Source organism: Desulfovibrio psychrotolerans, assembly GCF_013340305.1.
Lineage (GTDB): Bacteria > Desulfobacterota > Desulfovibrionia > Desulfovibrionales > Desulfovibrionaceae > Halodesulfovibrio > Halodesulfovibrio psychrotolerans.
This window is the reverse complement of record NZ_BLVP01000008.1, coordinates 15,613-36,056: the sequence shown is the minus strand read 5'-3', so window position 1 is coordinate 36,056 and position 20,444 is coordinate 15,613. Positions and strand designations below refer to the sequence as shown.

Genomic DNA, 20,444 nt, shown 5'->3' with positions numbered 1-20,444 from the left:
CCCAGCAACCAAGAAGACCGTTTCAGAGGTATTCCATGACGCTTCTTTCCCAGCAGATTTCCGGGTTCATCGAAAATTCCTCGTGGATCCGCAAAATGTTCGAAGCCGGCATCGCCATGAAAAAGCAGTACGGCGCAGACGCGGTGTGCGACTTCAGCCTTGGCAACCCGGACGTGCCCGCGCCTGCTCAGGTGGGCGACATACTGCATGAACTGGCGGATTCCGCGCAAGAGCCCTTCGCCTTCGGCTACATGCCCAACGGCGGGTTTCCGTGGGCGCGCCAGATAATCGCTGATCTGGTGGCAAAGGAACAGGGCGTGGACGTTTCCGCAGATGACTGCCTCATCTCCTGCGGTGCCGCCGGTGCCATGAATGCCTTTTTCCGCGCCGTGACCGAACCGGGTGACGAGGTGGTGGGCGTGGCTCCCTATTTTGTGGAGTACGGGTTCTATACCTCCAACCATCAGGTTTCGTTCAAGGCGGCCATGTCCAAGCCGGACACCTTTGAACTGGACGTGGACGCCATTGCTGCCGCCATGACGCCCAAGACCCGCGCGGTTATCATCAACTCGCCCAACAATCCCACGGGCACCGTATACGGCAGGCAGGAAATAGAAGCCCTTGCCGCCCTTCTGGACGCCAAGAGCCGCGAATACGGCCGCCCCGTTTTCCTTGTCTCCGACGAACCATACCGCTTTCTCGCCTTTGACGGCGTGGAGGTGCCGAGCGTTCTGCCGCTGTATGACTACGCCGTGGTGCTCTCTTCCTTTTCCAAAAACCTTTCGCTGGCGGGCGAACGGGTGGGCTATGTGTGCCTCTCTCCCCGTATGCCGGACCGGGGCAGGCTCATGGCGGGCCTTATGCTCACTAACCGCATCCTCGGCTTTGTAAACCCGCCGGTCATCGGCCAGCACCTGCTCAAAGCGGCACTGCACGCGCAGGTGGACGCGGGTATTTATGAAAAACGCCGCAATGTCATGGCCCGTGTGCTGCGCGATGCGGGATACGATTTCCTCATGCCCAAGGGGGCCTTCTACTTCTTCCCCAAGGCCCCCGGCGGCGACGATGTGGCCTTCTGCCAGCGCCTTATGGAAGAAAAGATTCTGGCCGTTCCCGGCAGCGGATTCGGCGGCCCCGGCCACTTCCGTCTTACCTTCTGCGTGGGCGAGGACGTGATAGAACGCGCGGCGGAAGGGTTCCGCAGGGCCCGGGGATAACCCGCCCGCTCCAAACGCCTTTTCTGCGGCTGCGTACCATCATGAGCAAAGCATGGTATGCAGCCGCATATTTTTTAGCGGTATATGCCCCTTGACTCTTTGCGCTGTTTATATACCATAATTATATGCTTTTTGAATACGACGAGCAGAAAAGCCGGATAAACGCGCACAAGCACGGCATCGATTTTGAAGCCGCGCAGGCGCTGTGGGATGACCCCGACCTGCTGGAAATCCCCGCCCACACCGATGACGAGCCGCGATGCCTTGTCATCGGCCGCATGGACGGGAAGCACTGGTCCGCCGTCATCACCAGACGGGGCAGGGCAACCCGCATCATTTCTGTTCGCCGTGCCCGGTTGCAGGAGGTAATGTGGTATGAAAGCGCATGAATTTGACAACGCCTTTGAAGAGGGCGCGGATATCTCCGCACACCTTGATCTGGACAGGGCAAGCCGCCCCAATCGTGAGATACGCAGGGTGAACGTGGATTTCCCCGCATGGATGGTGGAAGAACTGGATCGCGAGGCGCAGCGTCTGGGCATTACCCGGCAGGCAATCATCAAGGTTTGGATAGCCCGCCAGCTTGACGAACACCGGGCCTGCGGGTAGCGGTTCTGCGCGGCGCCCTTCTGCCGTGAGGACGCCCAGAACACCCCGCCCTTACCCCTGCTCCTGAGCACATTTGTGTCGGTTCGCGTCGCTCCGCTTTGGCACGTGCACCCGAAAACGCCTTGGCGCTGCAACCCGCCTGCCCGCTGCCGCGCGTGCATTTTCCCCCAACAACGCCTCCCTTTCCCCTTGACAAACAGAAACGGACCCTTGACTTTCACGCCGGACTCTATTACCGAACCTGCTCTTATGTCTTTTACGCGGAGCACTGATGTTTGAAACTCTCTCCGACAGACTGAACTCTGTCTTCAAGAAGTTCAGCGGTCAGAAGACCCTGAACGAGGAAAACGTGCAGGAGGGCCTGCGCGAGGTTCGCCTTGCCCTGCTGGAAGCGGACGTCAACTTCAAGGTGGTGAAGCAATTCACTGACCGTGTCCGCGAACGTTGTCTCGGTCAGGAAGTGCTCAAGGGTGTTAACCCCGCGCAGCAGGTCATCAAGATTGTCCATGACGAGCTTGTGGACCTTCTGGGCGGCGGCACCACGGGGCTGGACCTGCGCGGCAAGCAGCCCTATGTGATTATGATGGTGGGCCTGCAGGGCTCCGGTAAGACCACGTCTTCCGCCAAGCTTGCCAACTACCTGCGCAAGCAGAAGATGAAGCCCTACCTTGTGCCCGCAGACGTCTACCGCCCCGCCGCCATTGACCAGCTGCACACGCTGGCCAAACAGCTGGGCATTCCGGCCTTTGCCTCCACCACGCAGATGAACCCGGTGGACATAGCCACAGCCGCCTATGCAGATGCCCGCGAGCAGCAGTGCAACGTGGTGATACTGGATACAGCGGGCCGCCTGCATGTGGACGAACAGCTCATGAACGAGCTGGTGGCCATGAAATCTGCCCTTAACCCGCAGGAAATCCTGTTCGTGGCAGATGCCATGACTGGTCAGGACGCGGTGACAGTGGCGGAAGCCTTTAACGCCAAGCTCGGCCTCACGGGTGCCGTGCTGACCAAGATGGACGGCGATGCCCGCGGCGGCGCAGCCCTTTCCATCAAGACCGTTACCGGCACTTCAGTGAAGTTTGTCGGGATGGGCGAAAAAATTTCGGATCTTGAAGTCTTCCACCCGGACCGCATCGCCGGGCGTATCCTCGGCATGGGCGACGTGCTCACCCTTGTGGAAAAAGCGCAGGCTGAGGTCACGCAGGAAGAAGCCGAAGCCATGGCCCAAAAGATGCAAAAGGCCGAATTCGACTTCGACGACTTCCGAACCCAGATGCGCCGCATGCGCAAGCTAGGCTCTCTGGAAGGCATTCTCAAGCTTATCCCCGGCATGGGCAAGCTGCGCGACAAGCTCGGCGACCTGCACGTGCCGGATAAGGAAATGAACCGCATTGAGTCCATAATAAACTCGATGACGGATCAGGAACGACGCAATCCGGACCTCATCAACCCCAGCCGCAAGAAGCGCATCGCGGGCGGCTGTGGCATGCAGGTTCAGGACGTTGACAACCTCATCAAAAGCTTCGCGCAGATGCGCATGATGATGAAGCAGATGATGGGGGGCGGAAAGAAAGGCAAAAAAGGCAAAATGCCTGCCATGCCCAACATGCCCAATATTCCGGGCATGAGCGGCAAACCCGGTCTGCCCGGTGCCTCCGGCATGGGTGGAATGGGAGGCATGGGCGGCATGTCCAACCTTGATGCCCTGCAAGCCATGCAGGGAATGCCCGGTATGGGCTACCCCGGCATGGGCGCAGATTCTGCCGCCCCGGCAATGTCCAAGGACGATCTGAAGAAAAAACGCGATGCGCGCAAGAAAGAAAAAATGAAAAAGAAGCAGGGGCGCAAAAAGAAATAGCCCCGGCATGAACAACACCCGGAAAGCGCGAGCTTTCTTTCCGCTTGCGCTTTGCGGAGAAAACCATATTATTACATCATATAATGGGAGTAACCGAGATGGCCGTAAAACTCAGACTGACCCGTATGGGCAACAAGAAGCGTGCATTCTACCGTGTCGTGGCGATGAACAATCAGTCCCGTCGCGATGGACGTCCCCTTGAATACCTGGGCTTCTACAACCCCATGGTCGAGCCTGCCGAGATCAAGATTGACATGGACAAAATTCAGAAGTGGCTGGACGAAGGCGCGGAACCTACCGACACCGTTCGTGCCCTGCTCAAGCAAGCCAAGTAAGCCTTCTGTTCATGACAACCTGCCTGGGCAGCTCACCTGTTGCTGACATCCTGCTGAACAACGACTGGAGGTGAGCCGTGTTGAAGGATCTGGTTGAGTACATCGCGAAATCGCTTGTGGACAACCCCGACGCAGTCTCCGTGGCTGAGGTTGAGGGAGAGCAGACCTCTGTTCTTGAACTCAAGGTAGCCAAGGAAGACCTTGGCAAGGTTATCGGCAAGCAGGGGCGCACAGCCCGCGCGATGCGCACCATCCTCGGTGCCGCCTCCACCAAAGCCAAAAAGCGCTCTGTTCTGGAAATTCTGGAGTAGCGCTTTGCAGGGCGGATGACTGAAAGTCGACTTATACAGATTGGCCTGATTGTCAAACCACATGGTATACGGGGGGAAGTCTGCGTTGAATACTACGCAGACTCCCCTTTACTTCTCAAAGATGCCGTGTGGCTGCAGAAAGGAAAGGCAAAACCCGCCCGACACGGGGTGGTCTCTTCGCGCACCCATCAGGGGCGCGAACTGTTGTTGCTGGAAGGCTGCCGCGACCGGAACTGTGCGGAAGCCCTGCGCAACGTGCAGGTTCTCATACCTGAAGACACCCTGCCGGAACCGGACGACCACGAGGTGTATCTCTACCAGCTGGAAGGGCTGGCGGTGCGCCTTGCAGACGGAAACTTGCTGGGACACATAGAGGATTTCCAGTTTATTGCTGATTCCGAGGTGTGGGTTATCCGCACGCCGGAAGGCAAGGAAGTGCTCTTTCCCGCCACGGAAGAATTTGTGGCGGAAATAGATGTGGAAGGCGGCTTCGTCACCATTGCCCCGCCTGAAGGGCTGCTGGAACTTTACCTCGGCGGCGAGTAGCCGGTCACACATGCAATTCACCATTGTCTCGCTCTTTCCGGAGTTCTTCGACTCCGCCCTCTCCTGCGGGCTCATGGCAAAAGGCTGTGCTGCCGGACTTGTTTCCGTGGATTTTCGCAATCCCCGGCACTTTACCGCAGACCGGCACAGCACGGTGGATGACCGTCCCTACGGCGGCGGACCCGGCATGGTCATGATGCCGGAACCTCTGGCCCGCGCCCTGCGCAGCGTGGAGAGCCCCGGACGTATTCTGATGATGGCCCCCAAAGGGCGCCCCTTCACCCAGTCCTTTGCACGGGAACTGGCGCAGGAGAAGAATGTTACCATCATCTGCGGGCGGTACGAGGGCTTTGACGCACGGCTGGAAAGCCTCTTCCCCATAGAGCCTGTTTCTGTGGGCGACTACGTGCTTAACGGCGGGGAGACAGCAGCCCTGTGTGTCATGGAGGCGGCGGCCCGACTTGTTCCGGGGTTCATGGGACACGAGGATTCCGGCGAAGAGGAAAGCTTTTCCGCAGGTCTGCTGGAATACCCCCACTACACCCGCCCCGATGTTTTTGAGGGTCTGGAGGTGCCGGACGTGCTCAAATCCGGCGACCACGGGCGCGTGGCAGCATGGCGGCGCGAGAAGTCGCTCATCACCACCCTGCACAGCAGGCCTGATATTTTGCACGAAGCGGCTCTTAATTCCAATGACCTGGAAATATTGAAGAAAGAACGCCGCAGACGCATCGGAAAAAACCTCTTTTGCGCTCTTGTTCACTATCCTGTTGTAAACAAAGAGAAAAAATCTGTCGCTGTTTCTTTGACAAACCTCGATATCCACGATATAGGCCGCTGTTCATGCACCTATGGTCTGGGAGGGTACTACATTACCACTCCCATTGAAGACCAGCAGCGCATGCTGGCCGAGCTGCTGAACCACTGGGTAACCGGCCCGGGGACCGCAGCCAACCCCGACAGGGGCGAGGCCTTGCAGATTATTCGCGGAGTCCGTCTTATTGAGGACGCCGTGAAGGATATTTCGGAACGTACCGGGCAAAACCCGTTGCTGGTGGCGACGAGCGCCAGAGGGGCGGGCAACATGCATGTGGGCGATGTGCGCACCCTGCTGGCCGACCGCCCGGTGCTGCTCCTGTTCGGTACGGCCCACGGTCTCGCCCCGCAGGTTCTGGAGCAATGCGACGGAATACTGCGACCCGTGCGATACCTTGATGGCTATAACCACCTTTCCGTACGGACAGCGGCAGCCATCATCATTGATCGGATATTGGGCGATGCCTTGTAGGGAACCGCTCCGGAACAGAACAATCGAACGCAAACCCCACGGAACCCGTGTTGCGAAAAATCAGGCCAAAGGGGATTATACCATGAATGCTATTCAGAAGATTGAACGTGAACAGATGCGCATTGACCTGCCGAAGTTCAACTCCGGCGACACCATAAAGGTTCACCTGCGCATCATCGAAGGCGAGAAGGAACGCATCCAGATTTTCCAGGGTGCAGTTATCCGCATCAGCAACGGCACCACCGATGCCACCTTCACCGTACGCAAGACCTCCGACGGCGTGGGCGTTGAGCGCGTGTTCCCCATGCACTCCCCCTCCATCGAGCGTATTGAGGTAGTGCAGGAAGGCCGCGTACGCCGCAGCCGTCTCTACTACCTGCGCAACCTTAAGGGTAAGGCTGCCCGCATCAAGCCCAAGAACCGCTGGTAAGCAGCGTTCCGGCTGTTGTTCCGAGCTTAAACGAGCTTGCAAAAGGGGCTGGCGCGCTGCCAGCCCCTTTTTTGCGTGTCTGCACAGGCGCACTGCCATGTCGCTTGCGGCCTTGCCATTCCTGCGCAACACTGGCTACAATCGGCCCAGCCCGCATGCCCCCAAGACAAACCAACCGGAACGCTCACAAGCAGGCCCGCATGGCTCCGAGAAAACGCCCCACCGCCCTTTCCCTCTCTCTGCTGGAAGGTCATGACGATATTCCGTGGCAGGGCTGGCCCACTCCCTTTGCAGGCGTGGACGAGGCCGGACGCGGCTGCCTTGCCGGACCTGTTGTGGCCGGTGCGTGCATTCTGCCCCCCGACCACACCCTTGAGGGACTGACCGATTCCAAAAAGCTCACAGAGGCACGGCGCGAAGCCCTTTATCCCCTCATCCGGCAGCAGGCCTTGGCATGGGGTCTGGGCATTGCGTGGCCTGCCGAAATAGACCGGGTGAACATTCTGCAAGCCACGTTTCTCGCCATGCATCGCGCCATATGCGCCCTGCGCGTGCCTCCGGCCTTTCTGGCCGTGGACGGCAACCACGCCATTCCCGACCACCTTGCCTGCAGTTTTCGCTTCCGGGGGGATTCCGGCCAGCAGCAGACCGCGCAACTAGCTGTGCAAAAGGCCGTACCGCAGGCGGCAATTATTAAAGGCGACCTGCGCGTTCCGGCCATATCCGCCGCCTCCATAATTGCCAAAACCTTCCGCGACAGGCTCATGCACAGTCTGGACCGCCGCTACCCCGCATACGGCTTTGCCGGGCATAAAGGCTACGGCACACAGGACCACATTGCCACCATAGTGCAGCACGGCCCGTGCCGCATGCACCGGCTTACCTTTGCCAAGGTGCGCCCGGAACCCTCCGGTACGCAGATATCGCAAGGCATGCTGGCCGACTGCTGGCAGGCAGCATCGCCGCAGGCGGTTACGAAATGACGGGAAGCACGGCGCGATAATGGCCTGTCTTCGCTGCCTAGGGTCACGGATGGTGCCATATAAACAGGCCTTTCATTTTTTGCGACAATACGGCAACATGTTTACCCTTATGGGCTTTTTCAGGGCAACACCTCTATGACAGCGCGCCACCTTGTTACCGGCACGGACGGAGAAGACGCCGCTGCCCGCCATCTGGCCTCGCGCGGTTACCGCATTGTGCACCGCAACTGGAGGCACGGCAGGCTGGAGCTGGATATTATCTGCCGCAAAGAAGCCACCATCGTGTTTGTGGAAGTGAAAACCCGGTCACGCGGCGCGCTGCAAAGCCCCGCAGAGGCACTCACCCCGGCCAAGCGGCGCACCCTGGTCCTTGCGGCGCAGCATTTTCTTACCGCGTCCGGCCTGTGGAACAGCCCAAGCCGTTTTGATCTTGTCGCCGTTGTCCGCGATGGCGATGCATACCTTGTGGAGCATACAGAGAATGCCTTTGACCTCTCCGAGCCTGTGGGTGGTGGCAACACCGCTTGGCAACCCTGGTGATCTTTCTCCCCGCGCTTGCGAAGTGCTGCAGGCGGCGGATATTGTGCTGGCGGAAGATACTCGCCGCGCCGGCATTCTGTTCAAGCAGACCGGCGTTGCCGTGCGCAAGCTGGCCAGCTTTCACGACCATAACGAGGAAGCCAAGGCCCGGTCCTTTGTGGATGCCATGAAGGAAGGTACCGTTCTGGCGTTGGTTTCTGATGCGGGCATGCCCCTTTTTTCCGACCCCGGCTACCGGCTGGTGCGCCTTGCCCGGCAGGAAGGGCTGAGCGTTTCCGTAGTGCCCGGACCAAGTGCCCCGCTCACCGCGCTGGCTGCCAGCGGCATAGCCCCGCAGCCGTTCACTTTTCTGGGTTTTCCGCCCCGCAAACGCAACGATCAGGAACGGTTTTTCGCGGAATTTCGCACCGTGCGCACCACTCTGGTCTTTTTTGAACGCAAGAACCGTCTGGCAGAAACGCTTGCCGCCGCCCACGCCGTTCTGGGGCCGCGCGAATTGTGCGTGGCGCGGGAATTGACCAAGACCCACGAGGAGTTTATTCTTACGCGTTTGGAGAACCACGCGGATGTGCCGCAGGACTTGCTGGGTGAAATAACCGTGGTCATCGGCCCGCCGGAACAGGTAGAACGACCCGGAGAAGAAGACGTGCTCACCCTTGTGGAAGAGGAATCCGCCTCTGGCGGCAAGCCCCGCGACATAGCCCGCAGGGTGCGGGAACGGGCACCCGGCTGGAGCGTGGACGAAATTTACGGACTTATGCGGCGCGGATAACACGCCGCCGCGCCTGCCCGAATGCGCCGGAACAGCGCCTGCTCAGCTTAGACGGCACATGACAGCGCACACCTTACGAAACGGAAACGGCATGCCGAACGGACGCACACTGCTTCGCTGCTTCTTGCGCACCTACCTTGTAGGCTCGGCCTTCAACACACGGGGATTACAGAACGTGGGCATAGCCTACGCCATGGAGCCGGGACTGGCTGCCATCTACCCGGACATGAAGGCACGCCGCGAAGCACGCAGGCGCTACATCCGGCACTATAACACGCATCCGTTCTGGACGCCGCTGCTGGTGGGCACCTTCCTGTCGCTGGAAACCATGATCGCGCGGGGCAAGGCACCGGCCAGCATGCTGGGCACGCTCAAGGACACCACCACCTACACCCTCTCCGCCATAGGCGATTCTGTGTTCGGCGGCAGTTTTCTGGTCTTCTGGTCGCTTTCCACCATAAGCCTGCTCATGGCGGGCATGGACAAAGCGGCGTTTTTCTGGACTCTGTCGCTGTTCGTGCTGCTGCACGCCTTTAAGCTGTTTACCTTTATTGCAGGGGTGCGCGGGGGGCTGAAGGTGCTGAACATGCTCCGGAGATGGAATCTCATAAACTGGGGAGAACGCCTCAAGCTCGCCAACGCGGCGGTGCTTGTTCTGGTACTGTATCTTGCCTGGCCCGGCCAGCATCCGCAACACCTGTGGGGATTCACAGGCGAGGCGGTATGGGGGGCGGCCGGTTTCGGGCTGTGTTTCATGGGTTGGCTCATAGGACGGTTTCACCTGTCCAGAATTATACTACTCTTTCTCCTCTCACTTGTGGCAATAGCTTTGCCCATGCTGAAGGGAGTATCCGTTCCGGCATGGTAGCCGGGGCACAGAAAGGAATGCACACGGTGCAGCAGACCATTCAGGAACACGAAGACTGCCTTTTTGCCCGCATCTGCGTGAACAACGAGCTGGGGCTTCATGCCCGTCCGGCGGCGCGCATTGCGCAGGAGGCACAGAAATTCCGCTGCGAGTTGCGGCTGGAGGTAAAGGGGCAGGAGGTGGACGCCAAGTCCATACTGGATATCCTGTCCCTTGCCGCCGCGCGGGGCAGCGAAATTACGCTCAAAAGCCGGGGCAGCGATGCCCGCGCCGCCCTTGAGCACATGATGCAGGTCTTTTCCTGCGCATTGGATGAGGACGCATAAGTGGCACGCGATGTAGTTTACGGAATTGCTGTTTCCGCAGGCATATCCATCGGCAAGGCGTTTTTCATAAACCGCACCAGCCGCAGGCATATCCCGCGCGAGACCATTCCCGCCAGCAGGGCAGAGCAGGAGATAGACCGCCTTACCGCCGCCTCTGACATGGTGCGCGACGAATTTGAAGCCGCCCGCGCAAAGGTTCCCGTGGAACTGCGTGAGCACGGTGCCATTATAGACTCGCACCTTATGATCTGCCAGGACCCCAAGCTTATGCTTGCGGCTGCAACGCGCATCCGTGAGCGCCTTATCACGGCGGAATGGGCCCTTGAGCAGTCGGTGGAAACCATCGCCGCGGCCTTCAGCGCCATTGACGACCCTTACATCCGCGAGCGCATTCAGGACGTGCGCGTGGTGGCAGACCGCATCATGCAGCGCCTGCTCGGCGGCTACTCTTCCACCCGCGCCCTTGCCGAGCGCATGGTGCTTATGGCGCACGACCTGACCCCGGCGGACGCCATTGAGCTGGAACTGGACAAAATCATGTCCTTTGCCACCTCGGAGGGCGGCAAAACATCGCACACCGGCATCCTTGCCCGCTCCCTGCAAATTCCCGCCATTGTAGGCGTGGAGGGGCTGGAAGAAAGCGCGCGCGATGGCGAACTGGTTATCATAGACGCCCTGCGCGGCCGTATTCTCATAGACCCTTCGGAAGAGGAACTGGCCACCTATTCCGACCTTAAATACCAGTTTGAGAACTACCAGAAGTCCATCATCCGCCAGTGCAAACTCCCCGGCGAAACCGTGGACGGTTTCCGGCTGGAGATACAGGCCAACATAGAACTGGCGGAAGAACTCCAGAGCGTGCTGGACAACGGCGGCGAGGGTGTGGGGCTGTATCGCACGGAATACGCCTTTCTCAACCGCAAGCAGCCGCCCACGGAAGAAGACCTGTACCGGGAATACGCTACCCTTGCCGAGCGGCTCGCCCCGGCCAAGGTCACGCTGCGCACGTTGGATGTGGGCGCAGACAAGATGATGAATTCGCAGGAGAAACTGGATGAGCCCAACCCGGCCCTCGGGCTGCGCGGCATCCGCTACTGCCTGAAGCATCAGGACGTGTTCCGCATGCAGTTGCGCGCCATTCTGCGCGCCAGCGTGCACGGCAACGTGGCAGTCATGTTCCCCATGATTTCCGGACTCAAGGAAGTGCGCCAGGCGCGCTACCAGCTTAACCTTGTCCGGCAGGAGCTGGACGAGCAGGGCATTCCGTACAACCCCGATATGCCCGTGGGCATTATGATAGAGCTGCCCAGCGCCGTGATGATAGCGGAAACGCTGGCGCAGGAAGTGGATTTTTTCTCCATAGGCACCAACGACCTCATTCAGTACTCGCTGGGCATAGACCGCGCCAACAAGCATGTCTCCTACCTCTACCAGCCGCTGCACCCGGCCATAGTGCGGTCCATCAAATATGTGGTGGACGCCGCCCACCGGGGCGGCATAGAAGTGAGCGTGTGCGGCGAAGTGGCCTCAGACCCCTACTGCATCCCCATTCTCATGGGCATGCAGATAGACGGGGTTTCCATTGCGCCGCAGGCCATTCCCGGTATTAAACGCATCATCCGGCAGGTGAACATGGAAGAGTGCAAGCAACTGCTGCGCGATGTCCTCAGCCATGCCACCGTCTCCAAAATCAACCGCAAGGTGCGTCAGACCATTTTCAAGCGCTTCCCCGAAGAGCTTACCTTCTTCGCATCCCTGCTCGACCAGGACGACTAGCAAAGACCATGAGCAAGAAAGCAAAACAGAGCAGCGGCCATATTGCCCAGAACAAAAAGGCCCGCCGGTATTATGAATTTGTGGAAAATCTTGAAGCGGGCATAGAACTGCGCGGCACGGAAGTGAAATCCCTGCGCGCGGGGCTGGTATCCTTCCGCGACAGCTACGTGCAGTTCAAGAACGGCGAGGCGTGGCTCGTGGGCCTGCATATTGCCCCGTACGAGAATGCGGGCTACGCCCAGCACGACCCGGACCGCGACCGCAAACTGCTGCTGCACGCCCGCCAGATAGCCGCATGGGCGATAAAGGTGGAGCAGCGAGGGTTTTCCGTAATTCCCGTGGCACTCTATTTCAAGGACTCCCGCGTAAAGGTTGATATAGCCCTCGGACGCGGCAAGAAACTGCATGACCAGCGCGAGACCATCAAGGCACGCGACATCCAGCGCGATGTTGCCCGCCAGTTGGCCAGCCTGTAACCTCCGGCAGCCCGCAAGCACATGACGCACCCATCACTCCTTCCGCAGCACAGGCAGTTCCTCGCGGAGCTTTTTCCCGGCACCGACTGCCTGACAACGCCGGAGGAGATGCTGGTCTTTGAGTCAGACGCCAGCCGCCTTGCAGGCATACCCCTTGCGGTGGTGCGCCCCCGCAACGAGGAACAGATAACGGAACTGCTGCGCTGGGCCCACACGGAACGTATGCCGCTGTATCCCCGCGCACGCGCCACCAACGTGGTGGGCCTGTGCGTGCCGGACAGGCCGGGGGTGGTGGTTTCCACCCTGTGCATGAACCGTGTTCTGGAAATCCATGCCGACGACTTTGTGGCCGTGGTGCAGCCCGGCGTTGTGACGGGCGACCTGCAAAAACAGGTGGAGGCCCAAGGTCTGTTCTACCCGCCGGACCCGGCCAGCCTTGGCATATCCACCATAGGCGGCAATGTGGCCACCTGTGCGGGCGGTATGCGCGCCGTGAAATACGGCGTTACCCGCGAATGGGTTCTGGGCTGCCGCGTTGTGCTGCCCGGCGGCAAGGCCATCACCTGCGGCGGCAGAAACCACAAGAACGTGGTGGGGCTGGACCTCACCCGCCTTATGGTGGGCAGCGAAGGCACGCTGGGCATCATGACGGACATTACCCTCAAACTCATGCCCCTGCCGGAGGCAACGGCTTCGCTCATGGCGGGGTTTTCCTCCCTGGAGCAGGCCATGGCGGCGGTGCGCCGGGTGTTCCGGGCGGGCATACTGCCTGCGGCGCTGGAGTTCATGGGGCAGGAAGTGCTGGACTGCCTCGCGCAGCTGGGCACCGTGCCGTGGCCGCAGGACGGCACCGTGCAGGCGGTGCTTCTTTTCCGGCTGGACGGCAGCCGGGCTGCCCTTGCCGCAGACCTGCAACGCCTGCGCGCAGCACTGGACGACACCGCCCAGAACCGTCCGGCATGGCAGGAGCAGGGGCTTGGGGCACAAGAGGAAGAACCCCTGTGGGAAATCCGCCGCCTCATCAACCCTGCCTCGTTCCGCGTGGCCCCCAACAAAATTTCCGATGACGTTACCGTGCCGCGCGGCAGCCTGCTGCCCGCCCTGACGGGCATACGGGCCATTTCCGGGCACTGCGGCCTGACCATTCTCACCTTCGGGCACGTGGGAGACGGCAACATCCATGTGAACATCATGCACGATGCCGCACGCGGAGACGAAAAGCAGCGGGCCGGACAGGCCAAGCTGGCCGTCATGGAGCTTATCCTCTCGCTGGGCGGCACGCTTTCCGGTGAACACGGTATAGGCCTGACCAAGGCCCCCTACGTGCACCGGCAACTGGGCGAGGAGGAACGCCGCCTGATGCGCGACATCAAGTCCGCCTTCGACCCCCACGGCATCCTCAACCCCGGCAAGGCATTCTGAACGGCTGCCGCGCACGTTGCCGTGCCGGACAAAACACGCTATCGTGCAACAAATTTTGTCCGCAGCCATCATTACCGCAATTACGGCAGCATTCATTGCAGCCAGCCCAAAACATTCCCGGAGCACGCCCATGTCCCCCGCAGCACGCACCATACCCGCCGCACGAATCGCCGCCCTTCTCCCGACGGTACTGCTTTTGGCGGTTCTTCTTTTGGCGGTTCTGCTGAACGGCTGCGGACGCGGGCAGCATTCCGGCAAGGCATTCTCTGTGCCTTCTGCTGAACAGCAACTTGTGGAAGGTGCCGCAGATGCACTGGACCGGCTTGCCGCAGAACCAGGAGTGCCTCCTTTCACGCACCATCTTGCCTCCGCCAGAGGCATCATTATCTTTCCCGCCCTGTACAAGGGCAGCTACATCTTCGGATTGCAGGGCGGACACGGGGTCCTGCTGGCACGCACCGACGACGGCGGATGGTCTCCGCCCTCATTTGTGACTCTCACCGACCTGAGCTTCGGCTTTCAGGCAGGCGGGCAGGTAACCACCGCCGCCCTGCTGCTCATGGATGAAGACTATCTGGACAAGGCCCTGCGGGACAACCTTACCCTCAGCGCGGATATTTCCGCTGCCGCAGGTCCGGCGGGCCATTCGGCGCAGCTGGACTACGCCACCCATACGCGCGGTATCATTCATGTGGCCCACACGCAGGGGGTGGCTTTCAGCATGGCGCTGGAAAGCGGCGGCATACTCGTCAACCATGAACGCAACCGCAACTATTACGGCATGGGAACCACTCCTGCCGAAATACTTGCAGGCAGGGTGGATACCCCGGGAACGCAGGTTTTGCGAAGCCGGCTGAACCGCCACACGGAACACCCCGCGCAGAAAACGGATACGCAATAGACCATGAACCCATGCACCGCCAATCCGCCCGCACGGGAATGCATCCTGTGCGGGCGTTGCCTTTCGGTTTGTCCCGTGCTGCTCGGCACCGGACGCGAGGAACTGTCGCCCAAGGCGAAACAGCACATGCTCGGCACACTGGCCCGGTCGCCGGAACGCCTGAATGTGGTGGACTGCCGCGTGCTCGCGGACAAGTGCCTTTCCTGCGGGCGGTGCGCCGCCGCGTGCCCGCAGGGGCTTTCTGTGCCGGAAAAACTGGCGCAGCTTCGCGCAGCGCATCCCGGCTGGCAGCAGTGGATATGGAAGCAGTGGATTGAGCGCGGCGCCGCCCTGTGGCCCGCCCTTGCCACCTTTGGCAAAGTGGCGCCCAAGGATCTGGGACCGCAAACCTTTTCGCGCTTCATGGATTCCATCCGCGCCATGGCCCCTGCCAACGACATAGCCCCGTGGCTGCATGTGGACAGCTACGACAGGGGCGCGGGCGAAGGCAAAACCATACTGCTTTTTGCCGGGTGCACGGCACGCCGCATACAGAAGGCGTGGCATGCCAAGGCCCTGACCATACTCAAGAAACTGGGGTTTTCTGTCCTTTCGGAAAACGCCATGACCTGCTGCGGACTCTCGCTGGATCACGCGGGCATTCCCCACGCCGCGCACACTGCACGCCAGCGCAACGTGGATGCGTGGCGCAATGCGGGACGCCCGCGCATGACCACCTTCTGCGCCACCTGCCACCATGGGTTGACCGCCTATGCGCAGTGCACGGACATCAACTGGCAGGAAGGCGAAGCGCAAGCCTTCGCCGAATCGCTCGTTCCCCTTTCCACCCTGTGGGGCAACTCCGTATTCCGTACAGGCGAAAACGCCCCGGCACGGGTGCGCTACCACCAGCCCTGCCACTGGGGCGGCACAGACCCGGACAGGCACTGGCTTGCCCGCGTGCTGCAGGCACGTTTTTCCGCTCCCGGCGGCGTGCAGTGCTGCGGCATGGGCGGTATTCTGCAACTGGGCGACCAGCCCCTTTCGCGCACCGTGGCAGAACGCTGCTGGCAGGCACTGGCACCGGATGAGCAGACGCAGGTGGTTACCGGATGCAGCGGCTGCACCCTGCAACTGCGCAGTTCCCGGCCCGCTCTGGGCGCGTTGCCCGTGCCCGTGGGTCACTGGCTGGACTGCCTTGAACCCTAGCGGACAAAAGGGACGGGAGAGTTGGACACGGGGCACGGGCCACTGGCCTTTGTCGGCGTGCCTGAAAAACTGCCGGGGGTCACGCCTCTTGCCAATCGCCGTTGCGTAGTTAGTAGTTTTCCGGTACGAACAATCGGATTCGTCAGGCACCGCGAAGACGGTTTCGCCCCGCCGCAGACGACAGCTCAACCCATCCGTCCATCCCTCCGGCACCCCCGGAGCCAGCATACGCCTTTTCGGGAGATAGAATGCTCGGCCTCATCGTAAAAAAAGTCTTCGGCTCCAAAAACGAACGCTTCCTCAAGCAGCTCCGCCCTACCATCGCCGCCATAAACAGCCTTGAATCCGAACTGCTTCAGCAGCCGGACACCTATTTCCCCACCCGCATCGCGGAATTGCGGCAGGAAGTGGAAAACGGAGCCTCTCTGGACTCCGTGCTGCCGGAAACATTCGCCCTCGTGCGCGAGGCAGGACGCCGCGTCTTCAGCATGCGCCACTATGACGTGCAGCTTGTGGGCGGCTGCGTGCTGCACAAGGGCATGATTGCGGAAATGAAGACCGGGGAAGGTAAAACGCTTGTGGCAACCCTGCCCGTGGTGCTCAACGCACTTACCGGCAAGGGAGTGCATGTCATCACGGTGAACGACTACCTTGCCCAGCGTGACGCGGAATGGATGGGCAGGCTTTACGGATTTTTGGGCCTTACCACGGGCGTTATCGTACACGGGCTCACGGACGAGGAGCGCAAGGCTGCCTACGGTGCCGACATTACCTACGGCACCAACAACGAGTTCGGCTTCGACTACCTGCGCGACAACATGAAGTTCTACAAGGAACAGCTGGTACAGCGCGCGCCCAACTTTGCCATAGTGGACGAAGTGGACTCCATCCTCATCGACGAGGCGCGTACCCCGCTCATCATTTCCGGCGCATCGGAAGACTCCACCGCCCTCTATGCACAGGTGAACAACATCATCCCCTCGCTCAAGGCCGAACAGCACTTCACGCTGGATGAAAAGGCCCGTGCCGCCTCGCTCACCGACGAGGGGGTGGCCCGCTGCGAAGCCCTGCTCAAGCTGGACAACCTGTACGATCCGCAGAATATTTCCTACCAGCACCACATTCTGCAGGCGCTTAAGGCGCACCATATCTTCCGTAACGATGTGGACTACATCGTCAAGGACGGTCAGGTGGTTATCGTGGACGAGTTCACGGGACGCCTCATGCCGGGACGCCGCTTCTCTGACGGCCTTCATCAGGCACTGGAAGCCAAGGAAGGCGTGAAGGTGGAGTCGGAAAACCAGACGCTGGCCTCCATTACCTTCCAGAACTACTTCCGCATGTACGACAAGCTTTCGGGCATGACCGGCACCGCAGATACGGAAGCCGTGGAATTCGGGCAGATATACGGGCTGGAGGTCATCTCCATCCCCACCAACCAGCCCATGGTGCGCAAGGACTTTCCGGACAGCATCTACCGCACCCGCCCGGAAAAGTTCAACGCCATTGTGCAGGAGATAATAGAACTGCACAAGAAGGGCCAGCCCGTGCTGGTGGGCACCATCTCCATTGAGACCTCGGAACTCATCTCCGGCATGCTCAAAAAGGCCCGTGTTCCCCACAACGTGCTCAACGCCAAGCACCATGAACAGGAAGCGCAGATAGTGGCGGAAGCAGGCCAGAAGGGCCACGTTACCATTGCCACCAACATGGCCGGACGCGGTACGGACATTGTGCTGGGCGAAGGCGTGCGCGAACTGGGCGGTCTGCACATTCTGGGCACGGAACGCCACGAATCGCGGCGCATAGACAACCAGCTGCGCGGCCGCGCCGGACGCCAGGGCGACCCCGGCAGTTCCCGCTTCTTCCTCTCGCTGGAAGACGACCTGATGCGCCTGTTCGGGTCTGACCGTATTTCCGGCATTATGGAAAAGCTGGGCATGCAGGAAGGCGAACCCATCGTCAACAGCATGGTTTCCAAGGCCATAGAAAACGCGCAGAAGCGGGTGGAAGGACACAACTTTGAAATCCGCAAGACCCTGCTGGATTATGACAACGTTATGAACCAGCAGCGTGAGGTCATCTATTCCCTGCGCCGCGATTCCATGATGGAGCAGGATCTGGAACCCCTCGTACAGGAATTTCTGGACGACATCATTGACGACCTTTACACCGAGTGGGAAGCCAACAAGCACCCGGATTCCGAGTCGAAAAACGCCATGGCCGCCCAGCTTAACGAGCTGTTCAACCTTGCCGGGGTTATGGAAATGCCCCCGGTGCCGGACCGCGAAACCGTGCGCGGCGCAGTGGTTGCCAAGCTGGAAAAGCTTAAGACCGACGCACCGGAAATGTATGCCCACATCCTGCGCTACTTCCTGCTGGAAGAGCTGGACCGCTGCTGGAAGGAACACCTGCTGAACATGGACCACCTGCGCGACGGCATCGGGCTGCGTGGTTACGGTCAGCGCGACCCCAAGCAGGAGTACAAACGCGACGGATTTGCCCTTTTCCAGAGCATGCTCACCCGCATGCGCGAGAACATCTTCAAGGCGCTTACCCGCCTGCGTATCCAGCGGGCAGAGGAACGTGAGGAAGAGGAACGGCTGCGCGAAGAATTCCGCCACAAGGAAGCGCGCAAGAATGTTTCCTATTCCGGCTCCACCTCCAAGCAACCGGAAAAGGCTCTGCCCACCCGGCGTGAAGAACCTAAGGTGGGAAGGAACGATCCCTGCCCCTGCGGAAGCGGCAAGAAATACAAAAAGTGCTGTGGCGCGGCCTAGTTTTCGCCCAATTTTCGCCCGATTTCACCTGTTCTCGCCTGATTTCGCCTGATTTCGCCTGCCCCCATCCGGATATCAGCCTGCTGTCAGCCTGATGTAAGGATGGAATCAGGGTGGAAGAGGGCAGGTAGCTGCCTGACATACGGGAACTATCGGCAACGACTGGCTGCGACTGGCTGCATCAGGTAATATCAGGCAGTATCAGGCAATATCAGGCAGTGACTGGCACCAACAGGCAGCGACTGGCACGAACAGGCAGTATCAGCAAGTTTTCGACAAGTTTCAGGCATCTATTAGGCAAAGTTAGGCAAGTACTTGGCAGCCCCCTGACCGAACTGACAGAAGCACCCCATCCCGGAGCGTTAATGCACACCCCAAAAGGTTACCGTTTCGCCACCATTGAGGCGAACCTTAAATATTCGGGCCGCAGGGATCTTGCCCTGCTGGTGAGCGACCTGCCCGCAGCCGCAGCAGGCGTGTTCACCACAAACGTGTTTCAGGCCGCCCCCGTGGTGGTGGCCAAATCCATGCTGGAGGCGCGTCCCTTTGCCCGCGCCGTGCTCATCAACGCGGGCAATGCAAACGCCTGCACGGGTGAGCAGGGCATTGCCAACTGCCGCCACACGCTGGAGCTGGTGGGCGATGCCGCAGGGCTTATGCCGGAAGAGATTCTTCCCGCCTCCACAGGCGTTATAGGCATGCAGTTCAACATGGAGAAGTGGACCAGCGCAGCCGCCCCGCTTGCCGCCGCGCTGGGGAGCAACACGGCGGAAGACTTTGCCCGCACCATCATGACCACAGACGCCTTTCCCAAGCTGGTTTCCCGCACGGTGGAACTGGACGGCAAGCCCGTTTCGCTGCTTGCCGTGGCCAAGGGCGCGGGGATGATATGCCCCAACATGGCGACCATGCTTTCTGTGTTCATCACCGATGCGGCAGTGGACCCGGCTCTGTGGCAGGAGATGTTCCGCGCGGGGGTGGAAGAATCGTTCAACCGCGTTACCGTGGACGGCGACACCTCTACCAACGACACCGTATTCGGCCTTGCCAACGGAGCATCCGGCGTTACCGTTACCGGAGCCAACCGGGAACGGATGCAGCAGGCAGTTACAGCCGTTATGCGCGAGATTGCCTATATGCTGGTGCAGGATGGCGAAGGGGCCACCAAGGTTATCCACATTAACGTGACAGGGGCGGCCCATACGGCAGACGCAGAACGCGCCGCCCGCACCGTGGGGCATTCGCCGCTTGTTAAGACGGCCATGTACGGGCGTGATGCCAACTGGGGCCGCATAGTGGCCGCTCTGGGCCGCTCCGGTGCCGCCTTTCAGCCGGAAGACGTGGTGGTGACCATGTGCGGGGTGGAACTGTTCCGCAACGGGCAGCCCACGGATACGGATTTTGACACCCTGCTGGAACCGCTGCTCAAGGAACGGGATATTGTGCTGGATATTGAGCTTGGCCACGGCACGGGAAGCTACACCCTGCTGGCTTCTGACCTAACGCACGAGTATATCAACATCAACGCCGATTACCGGAGCTGATGCCGCACAGCGGCGGCTGCGGAAGAAGAGCGGGAAGCCGGCCACCGGAAACATCCGCCCCCCGCGCTGCCTTTTGAGGTTGACAGCCAGCACCGCGTCCGGTAAACACACTGTCTCGCATGTGTGGCCGCATGCGCCAGCCGCAAGGCTGAGGATTACGGTGAGGTGTCCGAGTCGGCCGAAGGAGCTCGCCTGCTAAGCGGGTATACGCCTTAAAAGCGTATCGAGGGTTCGAATCCCTCCCTCATCGCCATATTTCTTATAAAAGAAG

Annotated in this window: 21 protein-coding genes and 1 tRNA gene; all 22 read left to right on the top strand. The window is 60.3% G+C overall.

Going from position 1 to position 20,444, the window contains the following annotated elements:
• The first annotated feature begins 35 nt into the window (after positions 1–35).
• The 22 genes from HUV26_RS07945 (at position 36) to HUV26_RS07840 (ending at position 20,426) form a co-directional block, all read left to right on the top strand.
• Positions 36–1,217, top strand: a complete 1,182-nt coding sequence (locus tag HUV26_RS07945; RefSeq protein WP_174409593.1) for a pyridoxal phosphate-dependent aminotransferase — start codon at positions 36–38, stop codon at positions 1,215–1,217.
• Positions 1,218–1,342: 125 nt separating this feature from the next.
• Positions 1,343–1,606: a BrnT family toxin gene (locus HUV26_RS07940; RefSeq protein ID WP_174409592.1), complete on the top strand. Its 264-nt coding sequence runs from the start codon at positions 1,343–1,345 to the stop codon at positions 1,604–1,606.
• Positions 1,593–1,826 (top strand): type II toxin-antitoxin system BrnA family antitoxin, encoded by a 234-nt coding sequence (gene brnA, locus HUV26_RS07935; protein ID WP_174409591.1) that lies wholly within the window; start codon positions 1,593–1,595, stop codon positions 1,824–1,826. Before HUV26_RS07940 ends, brnA begins: the two co-directional genes overlap by 14 nt.
• A gap of 271 nt (positions 1,827–2,097) precedes the next feature.
• Positions 2,098–3,687: a signal recognition particle protein gene (ffh, locus tag HUV26_RS07930; RefSeq protein WP_174409590.1), complete on the top strand. Its 1,590-nt coding sequence runs from the start codon at positions 2,098–2,100 to the stop codon at positions 3,685–3,687.
• A gap of 98 nt (positions 3,688–3,785) precedes the next feature.
• On the top strand, positions 3,786–4,022 hold the full coding sequence (gene rpsP / locus HUV26_RS07925; RefSeq protein ID WP_174409589.1) for a 30S ribosomal protein S16: 237 nt from the start codon (positions 3,786–3,788) through the stop codon (positions 4,020–4,022).
• 77 nt (positions 4,023–4,099) lie between these two features.
• A complete protein-coding gene (locus tag HUV26_RS07920) occupies positions 4,100–4,333 on the top strand; it encodes a KH domain-containing protein (RefSeq protein ID WP_174409588.1) in 234 nt (77 codons plus the stop codon).
• 15 nt (positions 4,334–4,348) lie between these two features.
• Positions 4,349–4,879 carry a ribosome maturation factor RimM gene (gene rimM, locus HUV26_RS07915; protein WP_174409587.1) on the top strand — a complete coding sequence of 177 codons (531 nt, stop codon included), beginning with the start codon at positions 4,349–4,351 and terminating at the stop codon, positions 4,877–4,879.
• A gap of 10 nt (positions 4,880–4,889) precedes the next feature.
• Positions 4,890–6,167, top strand: coding sequence for a tRNA (guanosine(37)-N1)-methyltransferase TrmD (gene trmD, locus HUV26_RS07910; RefSeq protein WP_174409586.1), 1,278 nt, complete (start codon positions 4,890–4,892; stop codon positions 6,165–6,167).
• Between the two features lie 82 nt (positions 6,168–6,249).
• A complete protein-coding gene (rplS, locus tag HUV26_RS07905; protein WP_174409585.1) occupies positions 6,250–6,597 on the top strand; it encodes a 50S ribosomal protein L19 in 348 nt (115 codons plus the stop codon).
• 200 nt (positions 6,598–6,797) lie between these two features.
• A complete protein-coding gene (gene rnhB / locus HUV26_RS07900; protein WP_174409584.1) occupies positions 6,798–7,580 on the top strand; it encodes a ribonuclease HII in 783 nt (260 codons plus the stop codon).
• Between the two features lie 135 nt (positions 7,581–7,715).
• Positions 7,716–8,120 (top strand): YraN family protein, encoded by a 405-nt coding sequence (locus tag HUV26_RS07895; RefSeq protein ID WP_174409583.1) that lies wholly within the window; start codon positions 7,716–7,718, stop codon positions 8,118–8,120.
• Positions 8,062–8,892: a 16S rRNA (cytidine(1402)-2'-O)-methyltransferase gene (rsmI, locus tag HUV26_RS07890; protein ID WP_174409582.1), complete on the top strand. Its 831-nt coding sequence runs from the start codon at positions 8,062–8,064 to the stop codon at positions 8,890–8,892. The genes HUV26_RS07895 and rsmI overlap by 59 nt, the downstream gene beginning before the upstream one ends.
• 91 nt (positions 8,893–8,983) lie before the next feature.
• Positions 8,984–9,760, top strand: coding sequence for a PTS system mannose/fructose/sorbose family transporter subunit IID (locus HUV26_RS07885; protein ID WP_174409581.1), 777 nt, complete (start codon positions 8,984–8,986; stop codon positions 9,758–9,760).
• Between the two features lie 17 nt (positions 9,761–9,777).
• A complete protein-coding gene (locus tag HUV26_RS07880) occupies positions 9,778–10,086 on the top strand; it encodes an HPr family phosphocarrier protein (protein ID WP_174410241.1) in 309 nt (102 codons plus the stop codon).
• Positions 10,087–11,862, top strand: coding sequence for a phosphoenolpyruvate--protein phosphotransferase (ptsP, locus tag HUV26_RS07875; RefSeq protein WP_174409580.1), 1,776 nt, complete (start codon positions 10,087–10,089; stop codon positions 11,860–11,862).
• Positions 11,863–11,870: 8 nt separating this feature from the next.
• Positions 11,871–12,338: an SsrA-binding protein SmpB gene (gene smpB / locus HUV26_RS07870; RefSeq protein WP_174409579.1), complete on the top strand. Its 468-nt coding sequence runs from the start codon at positions 11,871–11,873 to the stop codon at positions 12,336–12,338.
• 21 nt (positions 12,339–12,359) lie between these two features.
• Positions 12,360–13,760 carry an FAD-binding oxidoreductase gene (locus tag HUV26_RS07865; RefSeq protein WP_174409578.1) on the top strand — a complete coding sequence of 467 codons (1,401 nt, stop codon included), beginning with the start codon at positions 12,360–12,362 and terminating at the stop codon, positions 13,758–13,760.
• A 130-nt stretch (positions 13,761–13,890) separates the two neighbouring features.
• Entirely contained in the window at positions 13,891–14,661 is a 771-nt protein-coding gene (locus HUV26_RS07860) for a lipid-binding SYLF domain-containing protein (protein ID WP_174409577.1), read from the top strand.
• Between the two features lie 3 nt (positions 14,662–14,664).
• Positions 14,665–15,849, top strand: a complete 1,185-nt coding sequence (locus HUV26_RS07855; protein WP_174409576.1) for a (Fe-S)-binding protein — start codon at positions 14,665–14,667, stop codon at positions 15,847–15,849.
• 248 nt (positions 15,850–16,097) lie between these two features.
• Complete coding sequence (gene secA, locus HUV26_RS07850; protein WP_174409575.1) at positions 16,098–18,629, top strand: preprotein translocase subunit SecA; 2,532 nt, start codon at positions 16,098–16,100, stop codon at positions 18,627–18,629.
• 365 nt (positions 18,630–18,994) lie between these two features.
• On the top strand, positions 18,995–20,173 hold the full coding sequence (gene argJ, locus HUV26_RS07845; protein ID WP_174409574.1) for a bifunctional glutamate N-acetyltransferase/amino-acid acetyltransferase ArgJ: 1,179 nt from the start codon (positions 18,995–18,997) through the stop codon (positions 20,171–20,173).
• Positions 20,174–20,332: 159 nt separating this feature from the next.
• Positions 20,333–20,426, top strand: a tRNA-Ser gene (locus tag HUV26_RS07840).
• The last annotated feature ends 18 nt before the right edge of the window (positions 20,427–20,444 follow it).

Bases quoted from the DNA above. Each gene is read 5' to 3' on its own strand.
- HUV26_RS07880 (WP_174410241.1), top strand. From the start codon at position 9,778: ATGCACACGGTGCAGCAGACCATTCAGGAACACGAAGACTGCCTTTTT.
- HUV26_RS07945 (WP_174409593.1), top strand. From the start codon at position 36: ATGACGCTTCTTTCCCAGCAGATTTCCGGGTTCATCGAAAATTCCTCG.
- trmD (WP_174409586.1), top strand. From the start codon at position 4,890: ATGCAATTCACCATTGTCTCGCTCTTTCCGGAGTTCTTCGACTCCGCC.
- rsmI (WP_174409582.1), top strand. From the start codon at position 8,062: ATGCCTTTGACCTCTCCGAGCCTGTGGGTGGTGGCAACACCGCTTGGC.
- rplS (WP_174409585.1), top strand. From the start codon at position 6,250: ATGAATGCTATTCAGAAGATTGAACGTGAACAGATGCGCATTGACCTG.
- HUV26_RS07895 (WP_174409583.1), top strand. From the start codon at position 7,716: ATGACAGCGCGCCACCTTGTTACCGGCACGGACGGAGAAGACGCCGCT.
- HUV26_RS07940 (WP_174409592.1), top strand. From the start codon at position 1,343: ATGCTTTTTGAATACGACGAGCAGAAAAGCCGGATAAACGCGCACAAG.
- rnhB (WP_174409584.1), top strand. From the start codon at position 6,798: ATGGCTCCGAGAAAACGCCCCACCGCCCTTTCCCTCTCTCTGCTGGAA.
- brnA (WP_174409591.1), top strand. From the start codon at position 1,593: ATGAAAGCGCATGAATTTGACAACGCCTTTGAAGAGGGCGCGGATATC.
- smpB (WP_174409579.1), top strand. From the start codon at position 11,871: ATGAGCAAGAAAGCAAAACAGAGCAGCGGCCATATTGCCCAGAACAAA.
- HUV26_RS07865 (WP_174409578.1), top strand. From the start codon at position 12,360: ATGACGCACCCATCACTCCTTCCGCAGCACAGGCAGTTCCTCGCGGAG.
- argJ (WP_174409574.1), top strand. From the start codon at position 18,995: ATGCACACCCCAAAAGGTTACCGTTTCGCCACCATTGAGGCGAACCTT.
- rpsP (WP_174409589.1), top strand. From the start codon at position 3,786: ATGGCCGTAAAACTCAGACTGACCCGTATGGGCAACAAGAAGCGTGCA.
- HUV26_RS07860 (WP_174409577.1), top strand. From the start codon at position 13,891: ATGTCCCCCGCAGCACGCACCATACCCGCCGCACGAATCGCCGCCCTT.
- HUV26_RS07855 (WP_174409576.1), top strand. From the start codon at position 14,665: ATGAACCCATGCACCGCCAATCCGCCCGCACGGGAATGCATCCTGTGC.
- HUV26_RS07885 (WP_174409581.1), top strand. From the start codon at position 8,984: ATGCCGAACGGACGCACACTGCTTCGCTGCTTCTTGCGCACCTACCTT.
- ffh (WP_174409590.1), top strand. From the start codon at position 2,098: ATGTTTGAAACTCTCTCCGACAGACTGAACTCTGTCTTCAAGAAGTTC.
- rimM (WP_174409587.1), top strand. From the start codon at position 4,349: ATGACTGAAAGTCGACTTATACAGATTGGCCTGATTGTCAAACCACAT.
- secA (WP_174409575.1), top strand. From the start codon at position 16,098: ATGCTCGGCCTCATCGTAAAAAAAGTCTTCGGCTCCAAAAACGAACGC.